Origin of the sequence: Vibrio sp. 1F263 (assembly GCF_041439035.1) — a bacterium.
GTDB lineage: Bacteria > Pseudomonadota > Gammaproteobacteria > Enterobacterales > Vibrionaceae > Vibrio > Vibrio tasmaniensis_A.
The window spans coordinates 19,674-39,325 of the sequence record NZ_JBGONI010000011.1 but is presented as its reverse complement, the minus strand read 5'-3'; the positions used below and the strand labels follow the sequence as shown (position 1 = coordinate 39,325).

Genomic DNA, 19,652 nt, shown 5'->3' with positions numbered 1-19,652 from the left:
ATGTAAATATGATTAAAGGACTAAGTAAGTTAATAAACAAAGGGCTGCAAAGCCTAGTTGTGTCTGTGATGTTGGTGGTTAGCGTGTTCAGCTATGCCGAGAGCTTGCCAAATCAATTGGAAAATATTGATTTTAGGGTCAACAAGGAGAAAGACGCCGTCATCATTATCGAATTGGCAACCAGTACTGCTGTGGTGGATGTTCAACGTGCTCAGGAAGGTTTAAGTATCGAGTTACTCAATACTCAGGTGAATGACGATAAGCTTTACCTTCTGGATGTGAAGGACTTCGCGACCTTAGTTGAAGGTATTGAGGTGTATAAGGAAACGCCCAGTACGCGATTGTTGGCAACGATCGCTGGTGACTATCAATATGAATACAACTTAAAAGGTCGCTTTATTGAGGTAGTGATCAGTGGGCCTACTATTGATGAAGTGACAATAGAGAAAAATGTTTTAGAAAAAGAAGGCAAGGTGATATCGATTAACTTCCAAGATATCCCTGTACGTAATGTTTTGCAGCTTATTGCTGATTACAACGATTTCAATCTCGTTGTTTCTGATTCAGTCACGGGTAACCTGACTTTACGTTTAGATGGTGTGCCTTGGCAGCAAGTTCTCGACATTATCTTGCAAGTTAAGGGATTGGATAAGCGTGTTGATGGCAACGTTATCTTGGTGGCACCTAAAGCTGAGCTCGACCTTAGAGAGCAACAAGCGCTAGAGAAATCTCGTTTGGAAGAAGAGCTAGGTGAACTCAAGTCGGAAATCATCAAGATTAACTTTGCCAAAGCCACCGACATTGCCGACATGATTGGTGGGGAAGGGGCGGTAAGCATGTTGTCCGAGCGAGGCTCGATTACCATTGATGAGCGAACTAACTCCCTGTTGATCCGTGAATTGGAAGAAAACATTGCGGTGATACGAGGCATTATTGAATCGCTAGACATTCCCGTGAAGCAAGTTCAGATAGAAGCACGTATTGTCACTGTTACTGAGGGTAATCTTGATGAACTAGGAGTGCGTTGGGGCGTTTCCTCGACCAACGGAAGCTTCAAAGTTGGCGGCTCGATAGAGGGCAACCATCCATCGCAAATTACACCGTATGACGATAATGGTGGGAATAGTGCGATTGACGATTTCCTCAACGTTAATTTAGGAGCAACTTCTCCGAGCGCGTCGAGTATTGCGTTTCAGGTAGCCAAGCTGGGGTCTGATACCTTGCTTGATCTTGAATTGTCAGCACTGCAACAAGAGTCGAAAGCAGAGATTATTTCTAGCCCACGCTTAATTACCACCAATAAAAACCCCGCTTATATTGAGCAAGGTACTGAAATCCCTTATTTAGAGTCTTCTTCAAGTGGTGCTACTTCAGTCGCATTTAAGAAAGCGGTATTGAGTCTCAAGGTGACTCCGCAGATCACACCCGACAATCGTTTGGTATTGGATTTGAGCGTGACTCAAGATAGGCCGGGGCAAGTGGTGAAAACCGGCACCGGTGAAGCTGTCGCTATTGATACGCAAAGAATTGGAACGCAAGTACTTGTTAATAATGGTGAAACGGTCGTGTTAGGTGGTATTTTTCAACACAGTGTGAGCAGCCAAGTTGATAAAGTTCCACTGTTAGGAGACCTTCCTGTTCTTGGCGCATTGTTCCGTCGTAGCTATGAAAATGTAGGCAAAAGTGAACTACTTATTTTTGTTACACCTAAAGTTGTGATTCAGTAATGAGCAATTAGATTAAAAATAAAGTTGCATTAGTGGCACCTAACCTTGATAATTTCGGGTCTTATCACGAATTATCTGTGAGGAATCGGTGCCACGGGCCTTTTAATTTCAGTACTTGTACTGACCTACCTTGTGGCGATGTCATTGAATTAACGTTGTAAATTACTGCTAAAAACATGGCTGAGAAACGCAATATTTTTCTTGTTGGCCCAATGGGCGCCGGCAAAAGTACAATTGGTAGACACCTAGCTTCCCAACTTCATATGGAGTTTCTAGACTCTGACACTGTGATCGAAGAGCGCACTGGCGCAGACATCGCATGGGTTTTTGATGTTGAGGGCGAAGATGGTTTCCGTAAGCGCGAAGAATCTGTAATCAACGATCTGACAGAAGAACAAGGTATTGTTCTTGCGACAGGTGGTGGTTCAGTGCTGAGCAAAGAAAACCGTAACCGTCTATCTGCACGAGGCATTGTTGTATACCTAGAGACAACAATTGAAAAGCAACTTGCTCGCACTAACCGCGACAAGAAACGCCCTCTACTTCAAACAGACAACCCGCGTGATGTGCTAGAAGATCTAGCTGTATCTCGCAACGCACTATACGAAGAAGTGGCGGACTACACAGTTCGTACTGACGACCAAAGTGCAAAAGTGGTAGCCAACCAGATCGTAAAAATGCTAGAAGAACGTTAAGTTCATTTTTCGGAGAGCAAACCCATGGAACGGATTACGGTCAATCTAGCTGAGCGTAGCTACCCTATCTCTATTGGCGCCGGGTTATTTGAAGACCCGGCGTACCTTTCTTTTTTATCAGGTAAGCAGAAAGTTGTTGTTATCAGTAATGTGACAGTAGCGCCTCTTTATGCTGATAAAATTTTATCGCTATTGGATCAAGTCGGCTGTCAGACATCTCTTTTAGAGTTGCCAGACGGTGAGCAATACAAAACACTTGAAACGTTCAACTCAGTGATGAGCTACATGCTTGAAGGAAATTACAGCCGCGATGTGGTGGTGATTGCTTTGGGTGGTGGTGTTATCGGTGATTTGGTCGGTTTTGCTGCCTCTTGCTACCAGCGCGGTATTGATTTCATTCAAATCCCGACGACCCTTCTTTCTCAAGTGGACTCCTCTGTAGGTGGTAAAACTGCAGTGAACCATCCCCTTGGCAAGAATATGATCGGCGCTTTTTACCAACCAAAATCTGTCATCATCGATACTAACTGCCTATCAACGCTTCCAGAGCGTGAGTTTGCAGCGGGCATGGCTGAGGTGATCAAATACGGCATCATTTACGATGAAGCCTTTTTTGGCTGGTTGGAACAGAATCTAGAGAAACTGTATCAACTTGATGAAGACGCACTGATTACCGCGATTGCTCGTTGTTGTGCAATTAAGGCTGAAGTGGTTGCTATCGATGAAAAAGAGTCAGGAATCAGAGCGTTATTGAACCTAGGTCATACATTTGGTCATGCGATTGAAGCAGAACTAGGCTATGGTAATTGGCTACATGGTGAAGCTGTGTCGTCAGGCACTGTAATGGCAGCAAAAACCGCCCAATTACAGGGACTGATTTCTCAGCAGCAACTTGAGCGAATTATTTCTATACTCAAGAATGCGAAACTACCAATCCATACGCCAGAAAGCATGTCTTTTGAAGACTTTATGAAGCACATGATGCGCGATAAAAAAGTGCTGTCTGGTCAGTTGCGTCTGGTATTACCAACAAGTATTGGTACTGCTGAAGTGGTTGCTGATGTACCTCAAGACATCATTAAACAAGCGATTGATTTCTGCCGTACTCTTTAAATTCGGTTGTGAGGTTGCCTAGCTAAACTCTAGGCAACTCAAGCGCTTTACAGATCGAACTTATCAGTAGGGATCCCCAATGAGTTTGGCTCATGATTTAAGAGTATTGGAGTTAGAGTCTCAAGTTGAGTTGCTAGAGCGTTTACAGCTTTTAACTAACTTTGGTTCAAACTTTGTAAATGTTGCTGGTAAAACGGGTTCTGGCCGATCTTGGTTAGCTCAGCGTTATCTTGAAGCATGGTCGACAGAAAAAAATCAGTGTTTACTGCTTTGTCACCCAAGCCAAGACGATCAACAGCGCCGCGCACTTATTCTTAGTCAGATTGTTTCTGACCCACTCTTTAATCAACATGATTCTTTATCTGATAGCCTTGCTAGGTTGCTGGATGGAGATACGTGTAATGTGCTTATTGTCATTGATGACGCCCACCGATTGTCTGAGCTACTGGTATCAGAATTATGGATGTTGGTACTTGAATCTCAATCAAACCCTCAATGGACGATTAATATCGTTCTGTTCTCGCAAACTGGTCACCTAGACACGCTATTAACACGACTTAGTTACGGTCAGCCGCACAAACCTATCGCCCTTGAGATCGATGATCTTTCGCAACCAGAAGCTGAACATTTCTTTGAGTCACTGGTGATTCGATATGTCGATGATGAGTCAGAATCTCGGGTGCGAAATGCATTTAAAAAAGCGCAACCTTTGCCCGGTGAGCTAATGGCCTTAGGAGAATTGAAAGTGGAAAAAAGGATTATTATTCGCTCAATCATTGGTTCACCTATCAATATTGCGATTGTGGTGGCGTTGTTGTTGCTTGTTATCGGCGGCGGTTACTGGTGGATGTTTAATCAACCAACGCCTGACGATAAAGCGCAATCTATTATCGCCCCTATTGAGCAGACAGTTATTCCAACGTTGGAAGTGGAAAATGTAACTGAGCAAGCCACAATCGACGGAACTGTCGATTCTGAAGCCGAAGTTGATATGAGTTATCAAGGTGCTGACGATGACAGCTCTTCTCTGCCGCCGGTCGTGGTTGAAGAGACAGCCAGTGTTGGTCAGGTAGAACAAGATCAGCAACGTGTGGTGATCACCTCTGATGTGGTCGATGCTTTGCTTGATGATAAACCTGAGAGTGTTGATACCAGTGCAATTGAAGCTGTAGTTGAAGAAAAGACAGATGCAGTCGTTATCCCGCAGCCTGATGTTGTGGAACGTGAGTCATTGCCGGCAACGAATGAAGGTTCAGAGCTAACACAATCAGCACCTCCGACAAAAAAAATCACATTCTCATTTGCACGCGAAGAGCTACAAGCTATCTCGCCGCGCGCTTATACCCTGCAGTTGAGTGCGATGACATCATTGGAAGATGTACAATCTTTCATTGAAGAGTATGAGCTTGAGAACAAGGTTCGTATTTACCCAACACTTCGTAACGACACCAAGTGGTTTATTATCACTTATCAAGATTACCCAACGATTCAAGTGGCGCGAGATGCGGCAAGTGCGTTATCAAAACCACTTCAACAGTTGGAACCTTGGGCAAAATCGATGAATCAAGTGCATCGAGAGATAGAACGTGCGAAATAACCCTGAGCTTAGTCTCAAAATATGTTACATTCCGCAGCCTTATTTTTGAGTTGATAGATAGAGCAGTAAATGAAAAAGCAGCGTGCCTTTCTAAAATGGGCTGGTGGTAAATATGGCCTAGTTGAAGACATCCAACGTCACCTGCCACCTGCTCGTAAATTGGTAGAACCGTTTGTCGGTGCCGGATCAGTATTTCTGAATACTGATTTTGAACAGTACCTACTTGCAGATATTAATCCTGATCTTATCAACCTATACAATCTACTTAAAACCGATCCTGAAACCTATATCACTGAAGCGAAGCGTTGGTTCTGTCCGGAGAATAACCGTAGAGAAGTGTTCTTAGATGTTCGCGCTGAGTTCAATGGTACAGATAACGTTATGTATCGCTCGTTAGCTTTCTTGTACATGAACCGATTTGGCTTCAATGGCTTGTGTCGTTACAACAAGAAGGGCGGTTTTAACGTTCCGTTTGGTTCTTATAAAAAACCTTATTTCCCTGAAGCCGAGCTAGAGTTTTTTGCTGAGAAAGCGAAAAAAGCCACCTTCGTCTGTGAGGGATACCATGAAACCTTTAGCCGCGCGCGTAAAGGTTGCGTGGTTTACTGTGATCCTCCATACGCACCGCTGTCGAACACGGCTAACTTTACCTCTTACGCAGGTAATGGTTTTAGCTTAGATGACCAAGCTGCACTGGCGGATGTCGCTGAAAAAGCGGCGATGGAACGCGATATTCCTGTCTTGATTTCAAACCATGACACCACCTTAACGCGCCGTTTATACCATGGTGCGGAACTGAACGTGGTCAAGGTTAAGCGCACCATTAGCCGTAATGGCGCAGGGCGCAATAAAGTTGATGAGTTACTGGCGCTTTTCCATAAAGAGAAAAACCAGCAACACGCTTCAACAGAATTGTCGTCGTCAGAATAATCCTCTAACTCATTAAATTGAGTGACCCACGGGTACTTTCTTAAACTAATCTTTCGAACTGCTAGGATCTGCTTAGGTGCTTAGGTAGAATTGCACACCAAATAGTCTTGGGATTGAGTCTTGTACTTGTGTATGAGAGGTCACAAGGCGGTGATATTCGCAATTTACTCACTCTTAAGAGGTTTGGTATGAAAGATTTTCTAATCGCTCCATCGATTTTGTCTGCAGATTTTGCTCGTCTTGGTGAAGACGTCGAAAAAGTACTCGCAGCCGGTGCCGACGTTGTGCACTTCGATGTGATGGATAACCACTACGTACCTAACCTGACTTTTGGTGCACCGATCTGTAAAGCATTGCGCGACTACGGCATCACAGCTCCTATCGATGTTCATCTAATGGTTAAGCCAGTAGACAGCATCGTACCTGAGTTTGCCAAAGCTGGCGCATCAATGATTACCTTCCACGTTGAAGCGTCTGAGCACGTTGATCGCACTCTACAGTTAATCAAAGAACACGGCTGTAAAGCGGGTGTCGTACTTAACCCAGCAACGCCACTTTCTTGCCTTGATTACATCCTAGACAAAGTCGACATGATTCTACTGATGTCAGTGAACCCTGGCTTTGGCGGTCAATCTTTCATTCCTCATACTCTTGATAAGCTGCGCGCTGTTCGTAAACTTATTGACGAATCTGGCCGTGATATCCGCCTTGAGATTGATGGCGGCGTGAAGGTTGATAACATCCGTGAAATTGCAGAAGCGGGTGCAGATATGTTCGTTGCGGGTTCCGCTATCTTCAATCAACCAGATTACAAAGAAGTGATTGATGAGATGCGTTCAGAGCTTGCAAAAGTAAACGCATAATCGTAAAACTACAGATAGATTGAATATTAAGGGGCTCATTGGCCCCTTTTTTACGTCTTGGATCTCAACTCATAAGACGAACATAATAAATAGGAAAGTAAGATGTCATTAAGCTCAATAAAACTGATTGCCTTTGATTTGGATGGAACCTTGTTAGATAGCGTGCCTGATTTGGCTGTTGCCGCTGATCAGGCTTGTCAGGAACTGGGTTTTTCTTCTGTAAGCGAAGAGCAAGTTCGCGACTACGTGGGTAATGGTGCTGACGTTCTTATCGGGCGCTCACTGAGCCGCAACTTGACGGTTGATCCAAACCTAGAGCCTGAACTGCTAAAGAAAGCGCGTATCTTGTTTGATGATTTTTACGAGCAGAGTGGCCATAAGCTGAGCCACCTTTACCCATCAGTAAAAGAAACGTTAGCTGAGTTGGATAAAGCGGGCTTCACCATGGCGCTTGTAACAAACAAGCCATCGAAATTTGTACCAGCCGTTCTGGCGCAACACGATATTGATAAGTACTTTGTTGATGTGTTGGGTGGCGACTCTTTCCCAGAGAAAAAGCCGAATCCAGTGGCGTTGAACTGGTTGCTAGAAAAGCACAATGTAAAAGCTGAAGAGATGCTGATGGTTGGCGATTCAAGCAATGACATCAAAGCGGCTAAGAATGCTGGCTGTCACTCGTTTGGTCTGACATACGGCTACAACCACGGTGAGTCGATTTCAGTATCAAACCCTGACTATGTCGCAGACAATATTGCGCAATTACTAGATGTCGTTCTAGTTTCAGCATAAAGCGGATAAAAGTTAGCTAACCTACTAGCAAAATACTTATCAATGAGTACACTGGATGAGCCGTGCAGAAGAGCTGTACGGCTTTCTATTTTAAAGTTAAGAAGCTAAGTTTTTCAGATACTAGGTTAAGAAACTAAGTTAACGAGCTTAGCTAACAAGCAAAGGAATTAAAACCATGAGCAAGCCCATCGTATTGAGTGGTGTTCAACCATCTGGTGAACTAAGTATCGGTAACTACTTGGGTGCTCTACGTCAATGGCAACAGATGCAAGATGATTACGATTGCCAATACTGTGTTGTAGACCTTCATGCAATTACGGTTCGCCAAGATCCGAAAGCACTGCACGAAGCGACTCTAGACGCATTAGCAATCTGTCTTGCTGTCGGTGTTGATCCAAAGAAGAGCACGCTATTTGTTCAGTCACACGTACCAGAGCATGCTCAACTTGGTTGGCTTCTTAACTGTTACACGCAAATGGGTGAACTGAGCCGTATGACTCAGTTTAAAGATAAGTCTGCACGTCACTCAAACGACGTAAACGTAGGCCTATACGACTACCCAGTGTTGATGGCTGCAGACATCCTGCTTTACGGTGCTCACCAAGTGCCAGTAGGTAGCGACCAGAAACAACACTTAGAGCTAGCGCGTGATATCGCAACTCGCTTTAACAACATTTACGGTCCTGAAACGCCAATCTTCCAAGTACCAGAACCTTACATTCCAACAGTGAATGCACGTGTAATGAGCCTGCAAGATGCGACGAAGAAGATGTCTAAGTCGGATGACAACCGTAAGAACGTGATTACTCTGCTAGAAGAGCCTAAGTCGATCATCAAGAAGATCAACAAAGCGCAAACCGATGCAGAAACGCCACCACGTATTGCTCACGATTGGGAAAACAAAGCAGGTATCTCTAACCTAATGGGTCTTTACTCTGCGGCGACGGGTAAAACGTTTGAAGAGATCGAAGCGCAGTACCAAGGCGTTGAAATGTACGGTCCATTTAAGAAAGATGTAGGCGCAGCATTGGTTGAGATGCTTGAGCCGATTCAATCTGAATACCACCGTATCCGTGCTGACCGTGCTTACATGGACGCAGTAATGAAAGCGGGTGCCGAAAAAGCCTCTGAGCGTGCTGCAGTAACACTGAAAAAAGCATACGAAGCGGTAGGTTTTGTTACTCGCCCATAGGGTTTACTAAAACGACTCGTTTAGAAATTCAAGCCCAAAGTGACTTTGTTTACTTTGGGCTTTTTATTGCCCGCTCCATTTACCTTCCCAGTAAATCTCTTGTTTGAATTGATAATTTAAGCATTATCTAGCTAACACATTCATCATACTAATGCTGTGCAGGTGATCTTATTTGGTATCCTCAAGCTTTATAAAGTCACTCTTGTTTCTATATATGTTGGAAATATAAAACGTGCCAAACAATTGATGATTCCAAAGTGATAAGTTCCTCATTTTCTTGCCAACTGACTTATTCCTTTCATAAATAAACCTGATAGTTACCACAAAATACATGACTGCCCATAGATGGCAGTGACTATAAATCGATGAACTTAGGTGAAACGGATGGCTCTTTTACATAAACCTTCATTGCTAGCAGTGGCAATTGGTAGCTTGTTAACCACAAGCGCACACGCTGATTTGTTTATTTCACAATATGTGGAAGGCGGCAGCTATAACAAAGCGGTTGAGATTGCCAATAACGGCGATAGCAGCATTAATTTAGATGGTTACTCGTTGGCGAAGTCTGCGAATGGTAATGGATCATGGGGCGCCACTTTATCTTTGAATGGCCACGTTTTAGCGCCCGGTGAAGTACTCGTGGTTGCGCACACCAGCGCAAGTGACGAAATTAAAGCGGCAGCTGATATTCTTAACGCGTCGATTGCTAATCACAATGGTGACGATCCGCTGGCTATCTTGAATTCAGATGGTTCGGTGCACGATGTTGTCGGTTTGATGGGCGATGTGGACTGGGGTAAAGATGTTACTTTGGTTCGTGCTAAACAAACACCTTCTGCGACGTTTGATGCTTCGCAATGGGTATCGTTACCTAAGGACAGTATTGAAGGGCTAGGTTCACTAGACAATGTAGAGTTGCCTGACGCGTTTGCCTGTACACAAGATGGCTCTGCTCCTGTATTCACAACCATTCAAGAGATCCAAGGTGAAGGCGCAACATCACCGTTCATTGATGGCTATCCATACATCACTGACGATGAATACTTCGTCAAAGGTGTGGTAAGTGCAGTCACTACTGGCATAACCAAAGGTTTCTACCTGCAAGCACTTGAGGATGACTTCAATTCAAGCACTTCTGAAGGTCTATTTATCCACACCAATCAATCGAGTTCAGAACTGGCAGCGGGCGATGTAGTGTGTGTGAAAGGTAAGGTTCAAGAGTATTACAGTCATACTCAGCTTAAAGTTGAAAACAACCAATGGCTTAAGCAGGGCGAGCAACAAGCGCCTGAAGCGACAGCAATTGAAGCCTTAGACAGTGACGAGAACTTCGCTGCAACGCTTGAACGCCATGAAGGCATGTTGGTGAAAACAACCGAAGCGCTTGATATGCGTGTAACGCGTACCTTTGGTTATGACTACGCAGGTCGTCGTAACAACATGGTACTGGCCCATGAGCGTATTAACATGCAGCCGAACCAGTTATCTGCAGCTGGCTCTGAAGATGCGAAACAACAAACTAAAGATAACGCAGACCGTCGTCTTTTTGTTGAAACCGATCAAAAAGCCGGTGACGGACAAGTTCCTTTCTATCCGGACTTTGGCCGTACCGATATTGACCAAGATGGTTCAACAGAAGACTATATCCGTATTGATGACACCATTGTTGGCCTAGAAGGCGTGCTGACCTACAGCTACGGCGAGTATCGCTTAGTGACAACCAACCAGATCTCGGCTGAGAACTTTGTACGTAATGACCCACGTACTGACAAGCCTGATATGGATGAAGGTGATCTACGTATCGCGACCTTCAACGTATTGAACTACTTTAACTCTCCATTTGGCGGTGACGCGAACCAACACGGCAACAACCGTGGCGCGAACACCATCACTGAGTTTGAGATGCAGCAAGAGAAGATTGTGAACGCGATTCTTCGTCTAGATGCCGACATCATTGGTTTGATGGAAATTGAGAACAACGGTTTTGGTGAAGGCTCTGCCATTCAGCAGCTTGTAAACCAACTGAATGATCGTATTGAGCGTAAGAAAGACCGTTATACCTTTGTGGCCGTGGACTCTAACGAAGATGGCGTAACCGACGAGATGGACTCGATTGGTACTGACGTCATTACAACAGGTGTTATTTACCGTAAGAAAGTGGTTAAGCTTAAAGACCGCCGTGTTATCGCGATGCCAAGCCAACAAGCGCCAGAAGTGTTAGACGATTCTGGCAAGGTGATTGAAGACGGTAAGAACTACCAACGTGACTCATTGGCGCCAACTTTTAAAGTGAAAGGCACCAAAGAGAAACTCACCGTTGCGATTAACCACTTTAAATCGAAAGGTTCTAAGTGTTGGGAAGATGCAGCCCCTGTCGAACAGGGCGGCCAAGGTGGTATTGATGCCGATAAGCAAGGCTCATGTGAGAACTTCCGTGTGGCTGCAGCAGTTGCTCTGGGTGAAGCGCTAGATGGCATCAAAGGCCATAAAGTGATTCTGGGTGATATGAACTCGTACGGCATGGAAGACCCAATGCTGGTACTGACGGATTACTCTGAAGAGAAATACGGTAAGCAAATCAAAGCGGCGCGTAACACTTACATTGACGGTGTCGAGCAGTTTGGTGATAACGGTGCGGTGATTACTAAGAACTACGGCTACATTAATGCTGTGGCTCAAAAGCACCCAGACAGCTGGAGCTACTCATACAATGATGAGGTTGGCGCTTTGGATCACCTGTTGATCAGCGACAGCCTGAAAGACATGGTGGTGGATGCGACTGACTGGCATATCAATGGCGGTGAATCGAAGTTGCTTGATTACAACGAAGAGTACAAAGGTGATCTGCCGAAGTATCAAGATCACTTCCGTTCATCGGATCATGATCCGGCAGTTCTTGAGCTTAAAGTCGGTGGTTCGTTTGGTTTCGGTGCGCTGATGTCATTGTTTGGCTTAGCAATGTGGCGTCGTCGTAAGTCATAAGGCTTTTCGAGTCATAATAAACCGCTACCTATAGGTAGCGGTTTATATTTTAGCTACTAATGGGTTCCATTTTTTCAAGGTCGTATTGGCGTATTTGTACCGCTTTTTCTAGTGATACCGGTTTTGAAAATAAGTACCCTTGGACAATGTCACATCCATATTGTTTAACATATTCTAGTTGTTCAATGGTTTCGACACCTTCAGCGACGGTTCTTGTTCCTGTAGACCGCCCAATTGCGACAATGCTTTTTAATAGTTCATGAGCGGTATTCGATTCTGAAAGTTGCCAAATAAAGCTACGATCTATTTTAATTTCATGAATAGGAAGCAATGACAAATACTTCAACGAAGAGTACCCAGTACCAAAATCATCTAAGGCCAAGTGAAACCCTTTACTACGAAGTTGATACGCAACTTTTGCTACCTCTTCCGGATTTTTTAGCATGATGCCTTCGGTGGCTTCTAGGCATATATGGGATGGGTTTATACCGTAGCGCTCTGTTATTTTTATGATATTTTCAGCAAAGTTTGTTTCACTAATTTGAACTGGTGATAAGTTCAGTGCCAGTAATATAGGCGCATCGTCTGGAAAATCGAGTTCTGAATAATGTTGGTAGGCTAATTCAATAAAATACCAACCTAATGCGCGTATATGACCACTGACTTCAGCTACGGAGATAAATTCATCAGGGTAAACGTTACCCAATGTTGGGCTTTTCCATCGAGCTAGCGCTTCGATTCCCCATAACCTTCCAGACTGTAAGCAATACTGAGGCTGATAATCTAAATAAATTTCTCTTCTTTCTATAGCGGTAAGTAAATTGTCTTCAATCAGAAACTTACGTTGATTTTTCGCAGAGGTTTTTGATGAGAAAATAGCACAGTTTGCTTTGCCTTCTGATTTCACAGAATGGAGCATAATATCAGAGCTTGCGAGCAACTCATCGACAGTGCGCCCGTGATCGGGATACAAGGCGGCACCTAAGCTAAAACTGATATCAAATTCATGCTCAAAGCATTGATACTTGGTCGCAAGTTCATCATGAAATAGTTTCATGACGCTTTCTGCCTGTTTTAGGCTGTTTAGAGCGGGGAAAGTAACAATAAATTCATCACCTCCGAACCGGAACACTTCTGAAAAATTAGGGCATACTTTTTTAAGCGTTTGAGATATCTGTATTAAGAGTTCGTCTCCAACACTGTGTCCGTAGTAGTCGTTGATGTTTTTAAAGTTATCAACATCAATAAAACAGACAAGAAATTTATCGTCATCTGATTGAGTTTTGGCCAGCTCTTCCTCCATATAGACTTCAAAAAAGTGTCGATTAAAAAGCCCAGTCAGTTGGTCATGATTAGCAAAGTGATTCAGCGTGCTGTTTGCAGTACAGAGCTTTTCAAAGTCAGATTGAATTTCAGCTTGATAAGATTCAAAGCGACGAGAAACTAGAGTGCTTACATAATATGAGAGTAGTCCGACTAATAGAACGACTATGCTATACATGAGTGCTAAGCGATTGAGCTCATCATTTCTTTTTTCAATCAACTCGGCATTTTTTTTAGCAACAAGTCTTTCTAATGCAGTGACACTAAAGCTCGCGCCTATCGTCCAGCCCCAAGTACTATTTTTGATGACATAACTAAGGTTTTCTAACGAGTGATTGTCGGCAGCTAAGTGTCTAACATAGACATCCGATTGTTCCAACAGCGCGACTGCTTGAGTGCGGAAGTGTAAGTTTTGAATGTTATGGATATTAGTGTCAATAAAGCTAGGAGTGGTATGAGCCAGCACATCGCCTTTAGTGTCGATAACGTAGAAGTTACTCTGTTGACCAATTTGAAGCTGACTTAACCATTCGAGCACGTCACTTTGAATGTCTGCCTGGACATCTGTAATAAAGTCACTCGTACCTATATACCAATTATATGGCGAGAAATTAACGATATAGCCGATTTTTTCATACTGCTTTGCGAATGAATTCGGTTTTAGAAACCACCATTTATGAAAGCCTTCTTTTTCTTCAATCGCTTTTTTTGTTAATTCCTGAGCAACAAAGTGTCCTTTAGCATCTTGAAATTCCCATTTAGAGGCTCCTTGCATACTAGGAAAAACAGGGTGAAAAATAACAGTTCCATCATGGTGATAAATAAAAGGGTAACCACGACCGTCATTGAATCTGTAGTTTTTCAAACTCGAACGAACCAAGGTTGTAAACTCTTGTTCACTTAATTGTGGGTTGTCCTTGTACAGTTGATTTAGTATGGAGTGAGTGCGGAGAGTATGAGTTTTTATACTGTCGCGTAGTGTGGTTATTGTTGTTTCTTCTAAGTAGTTGAGCTGCTTGTTGACATAGCTGACTTGAGATTTTAAATAGGCTTTTTTTTCTTCAACAATATCGGACTCTATGTGAGTGATTTCTTGATTGGTTCGTCGATAACTATCATTGACCGATAACGAAAAGACGATAATAGAGAATAGAACCACAGTTATAGTCGGTATGTAACGAATTAGGTAGACGAGCTTGTTCTCTTTCATTTTTCTATTAAAGGTCAGTAAATTCACGCTAATGATAACTCAAACAATTATTCATTGAGTTGTTATTTTTCACAAAAAAAGAACTATGTCATAAAAAACCCGCAACTTATAAGGTTTTAATTTTTATGGGAACTTTGGCAGGGATGGGAGACATCTATGTCTTGAGAAGACTAAGTGGATCACTCTGGCTTCATTGCCAGTAACGTTTATGTATTTGTAGTGTAAAGTTATCAGGGCAGCGAAAGCTGATTTTCTTTTTATCATTTTCACTTGCCTTTCTTGCTTTATATTGCACAATACCGCCCCTATATCTTCCAATCATTTAGTATTTAGCAAACGATTTCGACCCATGTTACTTATCATCGATAACTACGACTCTTTTACCTATAACTTGTATCAGTATTTCTGTGAGTTAGGGGTCACTGTAAAAGTTGTTCGCAACGATGAGATTGATATTGTCGGTATTGAAGCGCTGAATCCTAGCCATTTAGTTATCTCGCCAGGTCCTTGTACGCCTGATGATGCGGGAATCTCTCTGCAAGTCATTGAACACTTCGTGGGTAAACTGCCGATCTTAGGTGTGTGTCTTGGTCATCAAGCCATCGCTCAAGTGTTTGGTGGTGAAGTAGTACGAGCCAGACAAGTGATGCACGGTAAAACCTCTCCAATACGCCACAATGGTAAGAGCGTTTTTCAAGGGCTTAATAACCCTCTAACTGTGACACGTTACCATTCCCTAGTGGTAAAAAATGGCACGCTGCCTGACTGCTTTGAACTGACGTCTTGGACGGAATTTGAAGATGGCAGCATGGATGAGATCATGGGGTATCAACACAAAACCTTGCCGATTGATGCGGTGCAATTTCACCCTGAGTCGATTAAAACAGAGCAAGGACACCAGCTTCTCGCTAACTTCTTAGCGCGTTGAGTGTTTAAATTTGACTCTTTCTCCGTCTAAATAAGCCAGTTAAACCTGTTAGTCCATTCGTTAAGTGTTTAAATTCGGGCGCTACGCGTCTCTTACTCCTCTGACGCTGATCACTTTTTATAACATTTCTCCCTCTTAAGGCTAAGTTTTTAGCCTATGCAAAATTATTCGCCTTATTTCGTCTCGAACCCAATATACCGCAATGCCAGTAAGGCTTTGCCGTTGCAGGTTATACGTTTAGGTAAAAAAAGCTTCATAAAACAGATTAATTGATGCATAAATAGTCATAGGTAGTGACGTTTAGCTGGTTGTTAGGGATAGCTAAAGAATAATCTACTATTGAAAACGTTAATTAAATGTAAATATAATGCTGCAGCGGGATTATGGCGAGAGAAAATATCTTTGTCTCACTTATGAACCAGTACGCTTATTTGCGAAGCTTGCGGTATCGAAAAGGAATGTACGATGACAGTGGAAAAAAAAGTAGAACGTAGTCTGTTTAATGAGGTGATGGTGCCTTGTTATAACCCAATGGAAATGATCCCGGTAAAAGGGGAAGGCGCACGCGTTTGGGACCAACAAGGCCGAGAATATATCGACTTTGCTGGTGGTATCGCTGTGAGCTGTTTGGGTCACTGTCACCCAGCAATGGTTAACGCAGTTACTGAGCAAGCAAACAAGATTTGGCATTTAAGTAATGTCATGACCAACGAACCTGCATTGCGTCTAGCGAAGAAGCTAACCGACGTATGTTTTGCAGAAAAAGTATTCTTTGCCAACTCTGGTGCAGAAGCGAACGAAGCTGCATTGAAGCTAGCTCGTCGTTGGGCAGCGGATGTTCACGGTCCTGAGAAGTCTGAAATCATTGCATTCAAACAAGGTTTCCACGGTCGTACTTTCTTTACCGTAACTGTGGGTGGTCAAGAGGCTTACTCTGATGGCTTCGGTCCTAAACCGGGCGATGTAACTCACCTGCCTTACAACGATATTGCTGCGCTAGAAGCGCACATTTCAGATCGCACATGTGCAATCATGATGGAACCCCTGCAAGGCGAGGGCGGTATCATCTCTCCAACATCTGAGTTCGTGAATACAGTTCGTGAACTGTGTGACAAACACAATGCACTGCTTATCTTTGATGAAGTGCAAACAGGTAATGGCCGTACGGGTAACTTTTACGCTTACCAAGGCCTAGGTGTAACACCTGATATTCTAAGCACAGCGAAATCACTAGGTGGCGGTTTCCCTATCGGCGCAATGCTAACAACGTCTGAGCTTGCGACGCACCTAAAAGTCGGTACGCACGGTTCTACTTACGGTGGTAATCCACTGGCGTGTGCCGTTGCTGAAGCGGTTGTTGATGTCGTTAGCCAACCGGAAACGCTAGCTGGCGTGAAAGAACGTGAAGCAATGTTCCGTGATGGTTTGGCTAAGATTAACGACAAATACCAAATATTCAGTGAAGTTCGCGGTAAAGGCCTATTGCTAGGTGCTGCACTTAATGAAGCATGGCAAGGTCGTGCTCGTGATGTATTAGTAGCAGCAGGCGAACAAGGCTTGATGGTACTGGTTGCGGGTGCAAACGTGGTTCGTTTCACGCCATCACTGGTTATCACTACACAAGAAATTGAAGAAGGTTTATCAAAACTAGACAAAGCAATCGCTACGCTAGTTTAGCCTGAGCGGCGTCATAGGAATGATCGCCATTAGAGCGATCCCATGACGTACTGCTAAAGGCCCAAGATTCTCGTTTTGGGCCTGTTTTGCATCTGGAGGGAATATTGATGCTAGTTGTTCGCCCAATAAAATTATCTGATTACGATGCGTTGCATACCTGCGCGGTTGAGTCTGGTCACGGATTCACATCTCTTCCGGTTAACGAAGAACTGTTAACCAACCGAATTACTCATTCTGAATACAGCTTTGCTAAACAAGACGTGACTGAACCTGGTGATGAAGGCTACCTAATGGTTGGCTTTGATACCGAAACCGGAGAAGTCGCAGGTACTACGGGTATCGAAGCCTCAATTGGCTGGGATGTTCCGTTTTACTCTTACCACATCAGCAAAGTGGTTCACTCATCGCAGAAGCTTGGCGTGAATAACGTCGTGAAGCTACTGACTTTCGGCAATAACTACACCGGATGCAGTGAGATCTGCACACTGTTCTTGCGCCCGGCTTTCCGTGGTGGATTGAATGGTCGTTTGATGTCTAAGTGTCGCTTCTTGATCATGTCAGAGCACCCAGAGCGTTTCTCGAAAACGATTTTTGCTGAGATGCGTGGTGTATCGGATGCGGAAGGTAACTCTCCTTTCTGGCAGTGGCTGCAAGAGCATTTCTTCTCGATTGATTTTACGCTCGCCGATTACCTAACGGGTATTGGTAAGAAAGGCTTCATTGCTGACCTAATGCCGAAGTTACCTATCTATGTGAACTTGCTGAGCAAAGAAGCTCAGGCGGTGATTGGAGAGGTTCATGACAATACGCGCCCTGCACTTAAGTTGCTGGAGCGTGAAGGTTTCACCAACCGTGGCTATGTCGATATCTTTGATGGGGGCCCAACGGTTGAGTGTGATCTAAGAAATATCGAATCAGTGCGTCATGCGATTCGAGCTCAAGTGACAATTGCAGAGCATTCAAGCTCTAAAGACTTCCTAATTGGTAATACCTCGTTTGAGAACTTCCGCGCAGTAGCTGCGAAAGGCGCGTATGACCAAGCTAGCGACACAGTGATTTTATCATCTGAAGTAGCAAGCGCTCTTGAAGTAAAAGAAGGCGAATTCGTTCGCATGTTGGCTCAATAAGAGCGGCGATTATCTGTCGAAGATTTTAAGGATAGAAGTATGACTCAGTGGATAGCAGGACAGTGGGTGGCAGGTCAAGGCGACGCCATGACATCAGTAAGCCCATACAATAATGAAGTCGTGTGGCAAGGCGATAGTGCAACACCAGCACAGGTTGAATCTGCAGTAGCAGCGGCGCGTGACGCTTTCTTAGTTTGGAAACAATTGAGCTTTGCAGAGCGTGAAGCGATCGTATTGAACTTTGCTGAGAAGGTAAAAGAGAACAGCGAAGAAATTGCACAGATTATTGCAAAAGAGACGGGTAAGCCGATTTGGGAAACTCGCACTGAAGCGGGTGCGATGGCGGGTAAAATCGCTATCTCTATTCGTGCTTACCACGAACGTACGGGTGAAGCTTCACGTGAAGCCGCAGGCAACCAAATCGTATTGCGTCATCGCCCATTAGGCGTAATGGCGGTATTTGGTCCTTATAACTTCCCAGGTCATCTGCCTAACGGTCATATTGTTCCGGCACTGCTATCGGGTAATACCGTGGTATTTAAGCCGTCAGAGCAGACACCTTGGACGGGTGAGTTTGCGATGAAACTGTGGCAAGAAGCAGGCCTTCCAGCTGGCGTGATTAACCTAGTGCAAGGCGCTAAAGAAACTGGTATCGCACTGGCTGATGCTAAAGGTCTTGATGGCGTGTTATTCACGGGCAGTGCTAATACCGGTCATATCCTTCACCGTCAGTTCGCAGGTCAACCGGGCAAGATGTTGGCGCTAGAGATGGGCGGCAACAACCCTATGGTGATCACTGACCAATTTGGTGATGCTGACGCGACGGTTTACACCATTATTCAATCGGCTTTCATCAGTGCGGGTCAACGTTGTACGTGTGCGCGTCGCTTGTATGTGCCTGTTGGAGAAAAGGGCGATCAACTGCTCGATAAGCTTGTTGCGGCTACCTTGAAGATTCGTGTTGATCAGCCATTCGCTGAGCCAGCACCCTTCATGGGCCCACAAATCTCTGAAGCGGCGGCTAAGTTCATTTTGGACGCGCAAGCTAATCTGCAATCGTTAGGTGGTGTAAGCCTAGTCGAAGCCAAAGCGGGCGAAGCGGCGTTTGTTTCTCCGGGTATTATCGATGCAACCAACATTGCTGAACTGCCAGATGAAGAGTACTTCGGCCCATTGCTGCAAGTGGTTCGCTACCAATCGCTAGAGCAAGCCGTTGAACTGGCTAATGACACGCGCTTTGGTTTGTCTGCAGGCCTAGTTTCAACCGACGATTCCGAATGGGAATACTTCGTTGACCATATCCGTGCGGGTATTGTTAACCGTAATCGCCAGCTAACAGGTGCAAGTGGTGATGCACCATTTGGTGGCCCGGGTGCTTCAGGCAACCTACGCCCAAGTGCTTACTATGCGGCTGACTACTGTGCTTACCCAATGGCGTCAATGGAAGGTGGTGAAACTCAACTGCCAACTACGTTTAGCCCAGGTATTGAGCTGTAGTT

The 19,652-nt window shown here is 44.4% G+C and carries 14 protein-coding genes; 13 read left to right on the top strand and 1 reads right to left on the bottom strand.

Going from position 1 to position 19,652, the window contains the following annotated elements; genetic code table 11:
* Window positions 1-8: 8 nt before the first annotated feature.
* The 9 genes from ACED25_RS09845 to ACED25_RS09805 all read left to right on the top strand — a co-directional run bounded on the left by ACED25_RS09845 (window position 9) and on the right by ACED25_RS09805 (window position 11,888).
* Window positions 9-1,727 carry a type IV pilus secretin PilQ gene (locus ACED25_RS09845; protein ID WP_371695177.1) on the top strand — a complete coding sequence of 573 codons (1,719 nt, stop codon included), beginning with the start codon at window positions 9-11 and terminating at the stop codon, window positions 1,725-1,727.
* Between the two features lie 176 nt (window positions 1,728-1,903).
* Window positions 1,904-2,422 carry a shikimate kinase AroK gene (gene aroK / locus ACED25_RS09840; protein WP_009848907.1) on the top strand — a complete coding sequence of 173 codons (519 nt, stop codon included), beginning with the start codon at window positions 1,904-1,906 and terminating at the stop codon, window positions 2,420-2,422.
* A 24-nt stretch (window positions 2,423-2,446) separates the two neighbouring features.
* Complete coding sequence (gene aroB, locus ACED25_RS09835; RefSeq protein WP_009848908.1) at window positions 2,447-3,535, top strand: 3-dehydroquinate synthase; 1,089 nt, start codon at window positions 2,447-2,449, stop codon at window positions 3,533-3,535.
* A 79-nt stretch (window positions 3,536-3,614) separates the two neighbouring features.
* Window positions 3,615-5,132 carry an SPOR domain-containing protein gene (locus tag ACED25_RS09830; protein ID WP_012604943.1) on the top strand — a complete coding sequence of 506 codons (1,518 nt, stop codon included), beginning with the start codon at window positions 3,615-3,617 and terminating at the stop codon, window positions 5,130-5,132.
* A 69-nt stretch (window positions 5,133-5,201) separates the two neighbouring features.
* Window positions 5,202-6,062: a Dam family site-specific DNA-(adenine-N6)-methyltransferase gene (locus ACED25_RS09825; RefSeq protein WP_012604942.1), complete on the top strand. Its 861-nt coding sequence runs from the start codon at window positions 5,202-5,204 to the stop codon at window positions 6,060-6,062.
* Window positions 6,063-6,250: 188 nt separating this feature from the next.
* Window positions 6,251-6,925, top strand: coding sequence for a ribulose-phosphate 3-epimerase (gene rpe, locus ACED25_RS09820; protein WP_009848911.1), 675 nt, complete (start codon window positions 6,251-6,253; stop codon window positions 6,923-6,925).
* A gap of 102 nt (window positions 6,926-7,027) precedes the next feature.
* Window positions 7,028-7,714 carry a phosphoglycolate phosphatase gene (locus ACED25_RS09815; RefSeq protein ID WP_009848912.1) on the top strand — a complete coding sequence of 229 codons (687 nt, stop codon included), beginning with the start codon at window positions 7,028-7,030 and terminating at the stop codon, window positions 7,712-7,714.
* A 175-nt stretch (window positions 7,715-7,889) separates the two neighbouring features.
* A complete protein-coding gene (gene trpS / locus ACED25_RS09810; protein WP_010435234.1) occupies window positions 7,890-8,906 on the top strand; it encodes a tryptophan--tRNA ligase in 1,017 nt (338 codons plus the stop codon).
* A 384-nt stretch (window positions 8,907-9,290) separates the two neighbouring features.
* Entirely contained in the window at window positions 9,291-11,888 is a 2,598-nt protein-coding gene (locus tag ACED25_RS09805; RefSeq protein WP_371695176.1) for an ExeM/NucH family extracellular endonuclease, read from the top strand.
* Window positions 11,889-11,937: 49 nt separating this feature from the next.
* Here ACED25_RS09805 and ACED25_RS09800 read toward each other — a convergent pair whose 3' ends face one another.
* Window positions 11,938-14,421 (bottom strand): EAL domain-containing protein, encoded by a 2,484-nt coding sequence (locus ACED25_RS09800; RefSeq protein ID WP_371695175.1) that lies wholly within the window; start codon window positions 14,419-14,421, stop codon window positions 11,938-11,940.
* Window positions 14,422-14,770: 349 nt separating this feature from the next.
* On the opposite strand from ACED25_RS09800, the gene ACED25_RS09795 reads away from it, so the two are divergent.
* From ACED25_RS09795 to astD, 4 genes are all read left to right on the top strand, one after another.
* Window positions 14,771-15,349 (top strand): aminodeoxychorismate/anthranilate synthase component II, encoded by a 579-nt coding sequence (locus ACED25_RS09795; RefSeq protein WP_004729656.1) that lies wholly within the window; start codon window positions 14,771-14,773, stop codon window positions 15,347-15,349.
* Window positions 15,350-15,814: 465 nt separating this feature from the next.
* Complete coding sequence (locus tag ACED25_RS09790; RefSeq protein ID WP_076668796.1) at window positions 15,815-17,026, top strand: aspartate aminotransferase family protein; 1,212 nt, start codon at window positions 15,815-15,817, stop codon at window positions 17,024-17,026.
* 107 nt (window positions 17,027-17,133) lie between these two features.
* Entirely contained in the window at window positions 17,134-18,153 is a 1,020-nt protein-coding gene (gene astA / locus ACED25_RS09785) for an arginine N-succinyltransferase (RefSeq protein WP_004729654.1), read from the top strand.
* 39 nt (window positions 18,154-18,192) lie between these two features.
* The gene (astD, locus tag ACED25_RS09780; RefSeq protein ID WP_371695174.1) at window positions 18,193-19,650 is read left to right on the top strand and encodes a succinylglutamate-semialdehyde dehydrogenase; all 1,458 of its coding nucleotides are present in this window, start codon (window positions 18,193-18,195) and stop codon (window positions 19,648-19,650) included.
* The last annotated feature ends 2 nt before the right edge of the window (window positions 19,651-19,652 follow it).

What these genes read in the sequence shown, in the direction of transcription:
- ACED25_RS09845 (WP_371695177.1), top strand. Translation starts at nt 9, where the DNA reads ATGATTAAAGGACTAAGTAAGTTAATAAACAAAGGGCTGCAAAGCCTA.
- aroK (WP_009848907.1), top strand. Translation starts at nt 1,904, where the DNA reads ATGGCTGAGAAACGCAATATTTTTCTTGTTGGCCCAATGGGCGCCGGC.
- aroB (WP_009848908.1), top strand. Translation starts at nt 2,447, where the DNA reads ATGGAACGGATTACGGTCAATCTAGCTGAGCGTAGCTACCCTATCTCT.
- ACED25_RS09830 (WP_012604943.1), top strand. Translation starts at nt 3,615, where the DNA reads ATGAGTTTGGCTCATGATTTAAGAGTATTGGAGTTAGAGTCTCAAGTT.
- ACED25_RS09825 (WP_012604942.1), top strand. Translation starts at nt 5,202, where the DNA reads ATGAAAAAGCAGCGTGCCTTTCTAAAATGGGCTGGTGGTAAATATGGC.
- rpe (WP_009848911.1), top strand. Translation starts at nt 6,251, where the DNA reads ATGAAAGATTTTCTAATCGCTCCATCGATTTTGTCTGCAGATTTTGCT.
- ACED25_RS09815 (WP_009848912.1), top strand. Translation starts at nt 7,028, where the DNA reads ATGTCATTAAGCTCAATAAAACTGATTGCCTTTGATTTGGATGGAACC.
- trpS (WP_010435234.1), top strand. Translation starts at nt 7,890, where the DNA reads ATGAGCAAGCCCATCGTATTGAGTGGTGTTCAACCATCTGGTGAACTA.
- ACED25_RS09805 (WP_371695176.1), top strand. Translation starts at nt 9,291, where the DNA reads ATGGCTCTTTTACATAAACCTTCATTGCTAGCAGTGGCAATTGGTAGC.
- ACED25_RS09800 (WP_371695175.1), bottom strand. Translation starts at nt 14,421, where the DNA reads ATGAAAGAGAACAAGCTCGTCTACCTAATTCGTTACATACCGACTATA.
- ACED25_RS09795 (WP_004729656.1), top strand. Translation starts at nt 14,771, where the DNA reads ATGTTACTTATCATCGATAACTACGACTCTTTTACCTATAACTTGTAT.
- ACED25_RS09790 (WP_076668796.1), top strand. Translation starts at nt 15,815, where the DNA reads ATGACAGTGGAAAAAAAAGTAGAACGTAGTCTGTTTAATGAGGTGATG.
- astA (WP_004729654.1), top strand. Translation starts at nt 17,134, where the DNA reads ATGCTAGTTGTTCGCCCAATAAAATTATCTGATTACGATGCGTTGCAT.
- astD (WP_371695174.1), top strand. Translation starts at nt 18,193, where the DNA reads ATGACTCAGTGGATAGCAGGACAGTGGGTGGCAGGTCAAGGCGACGCC.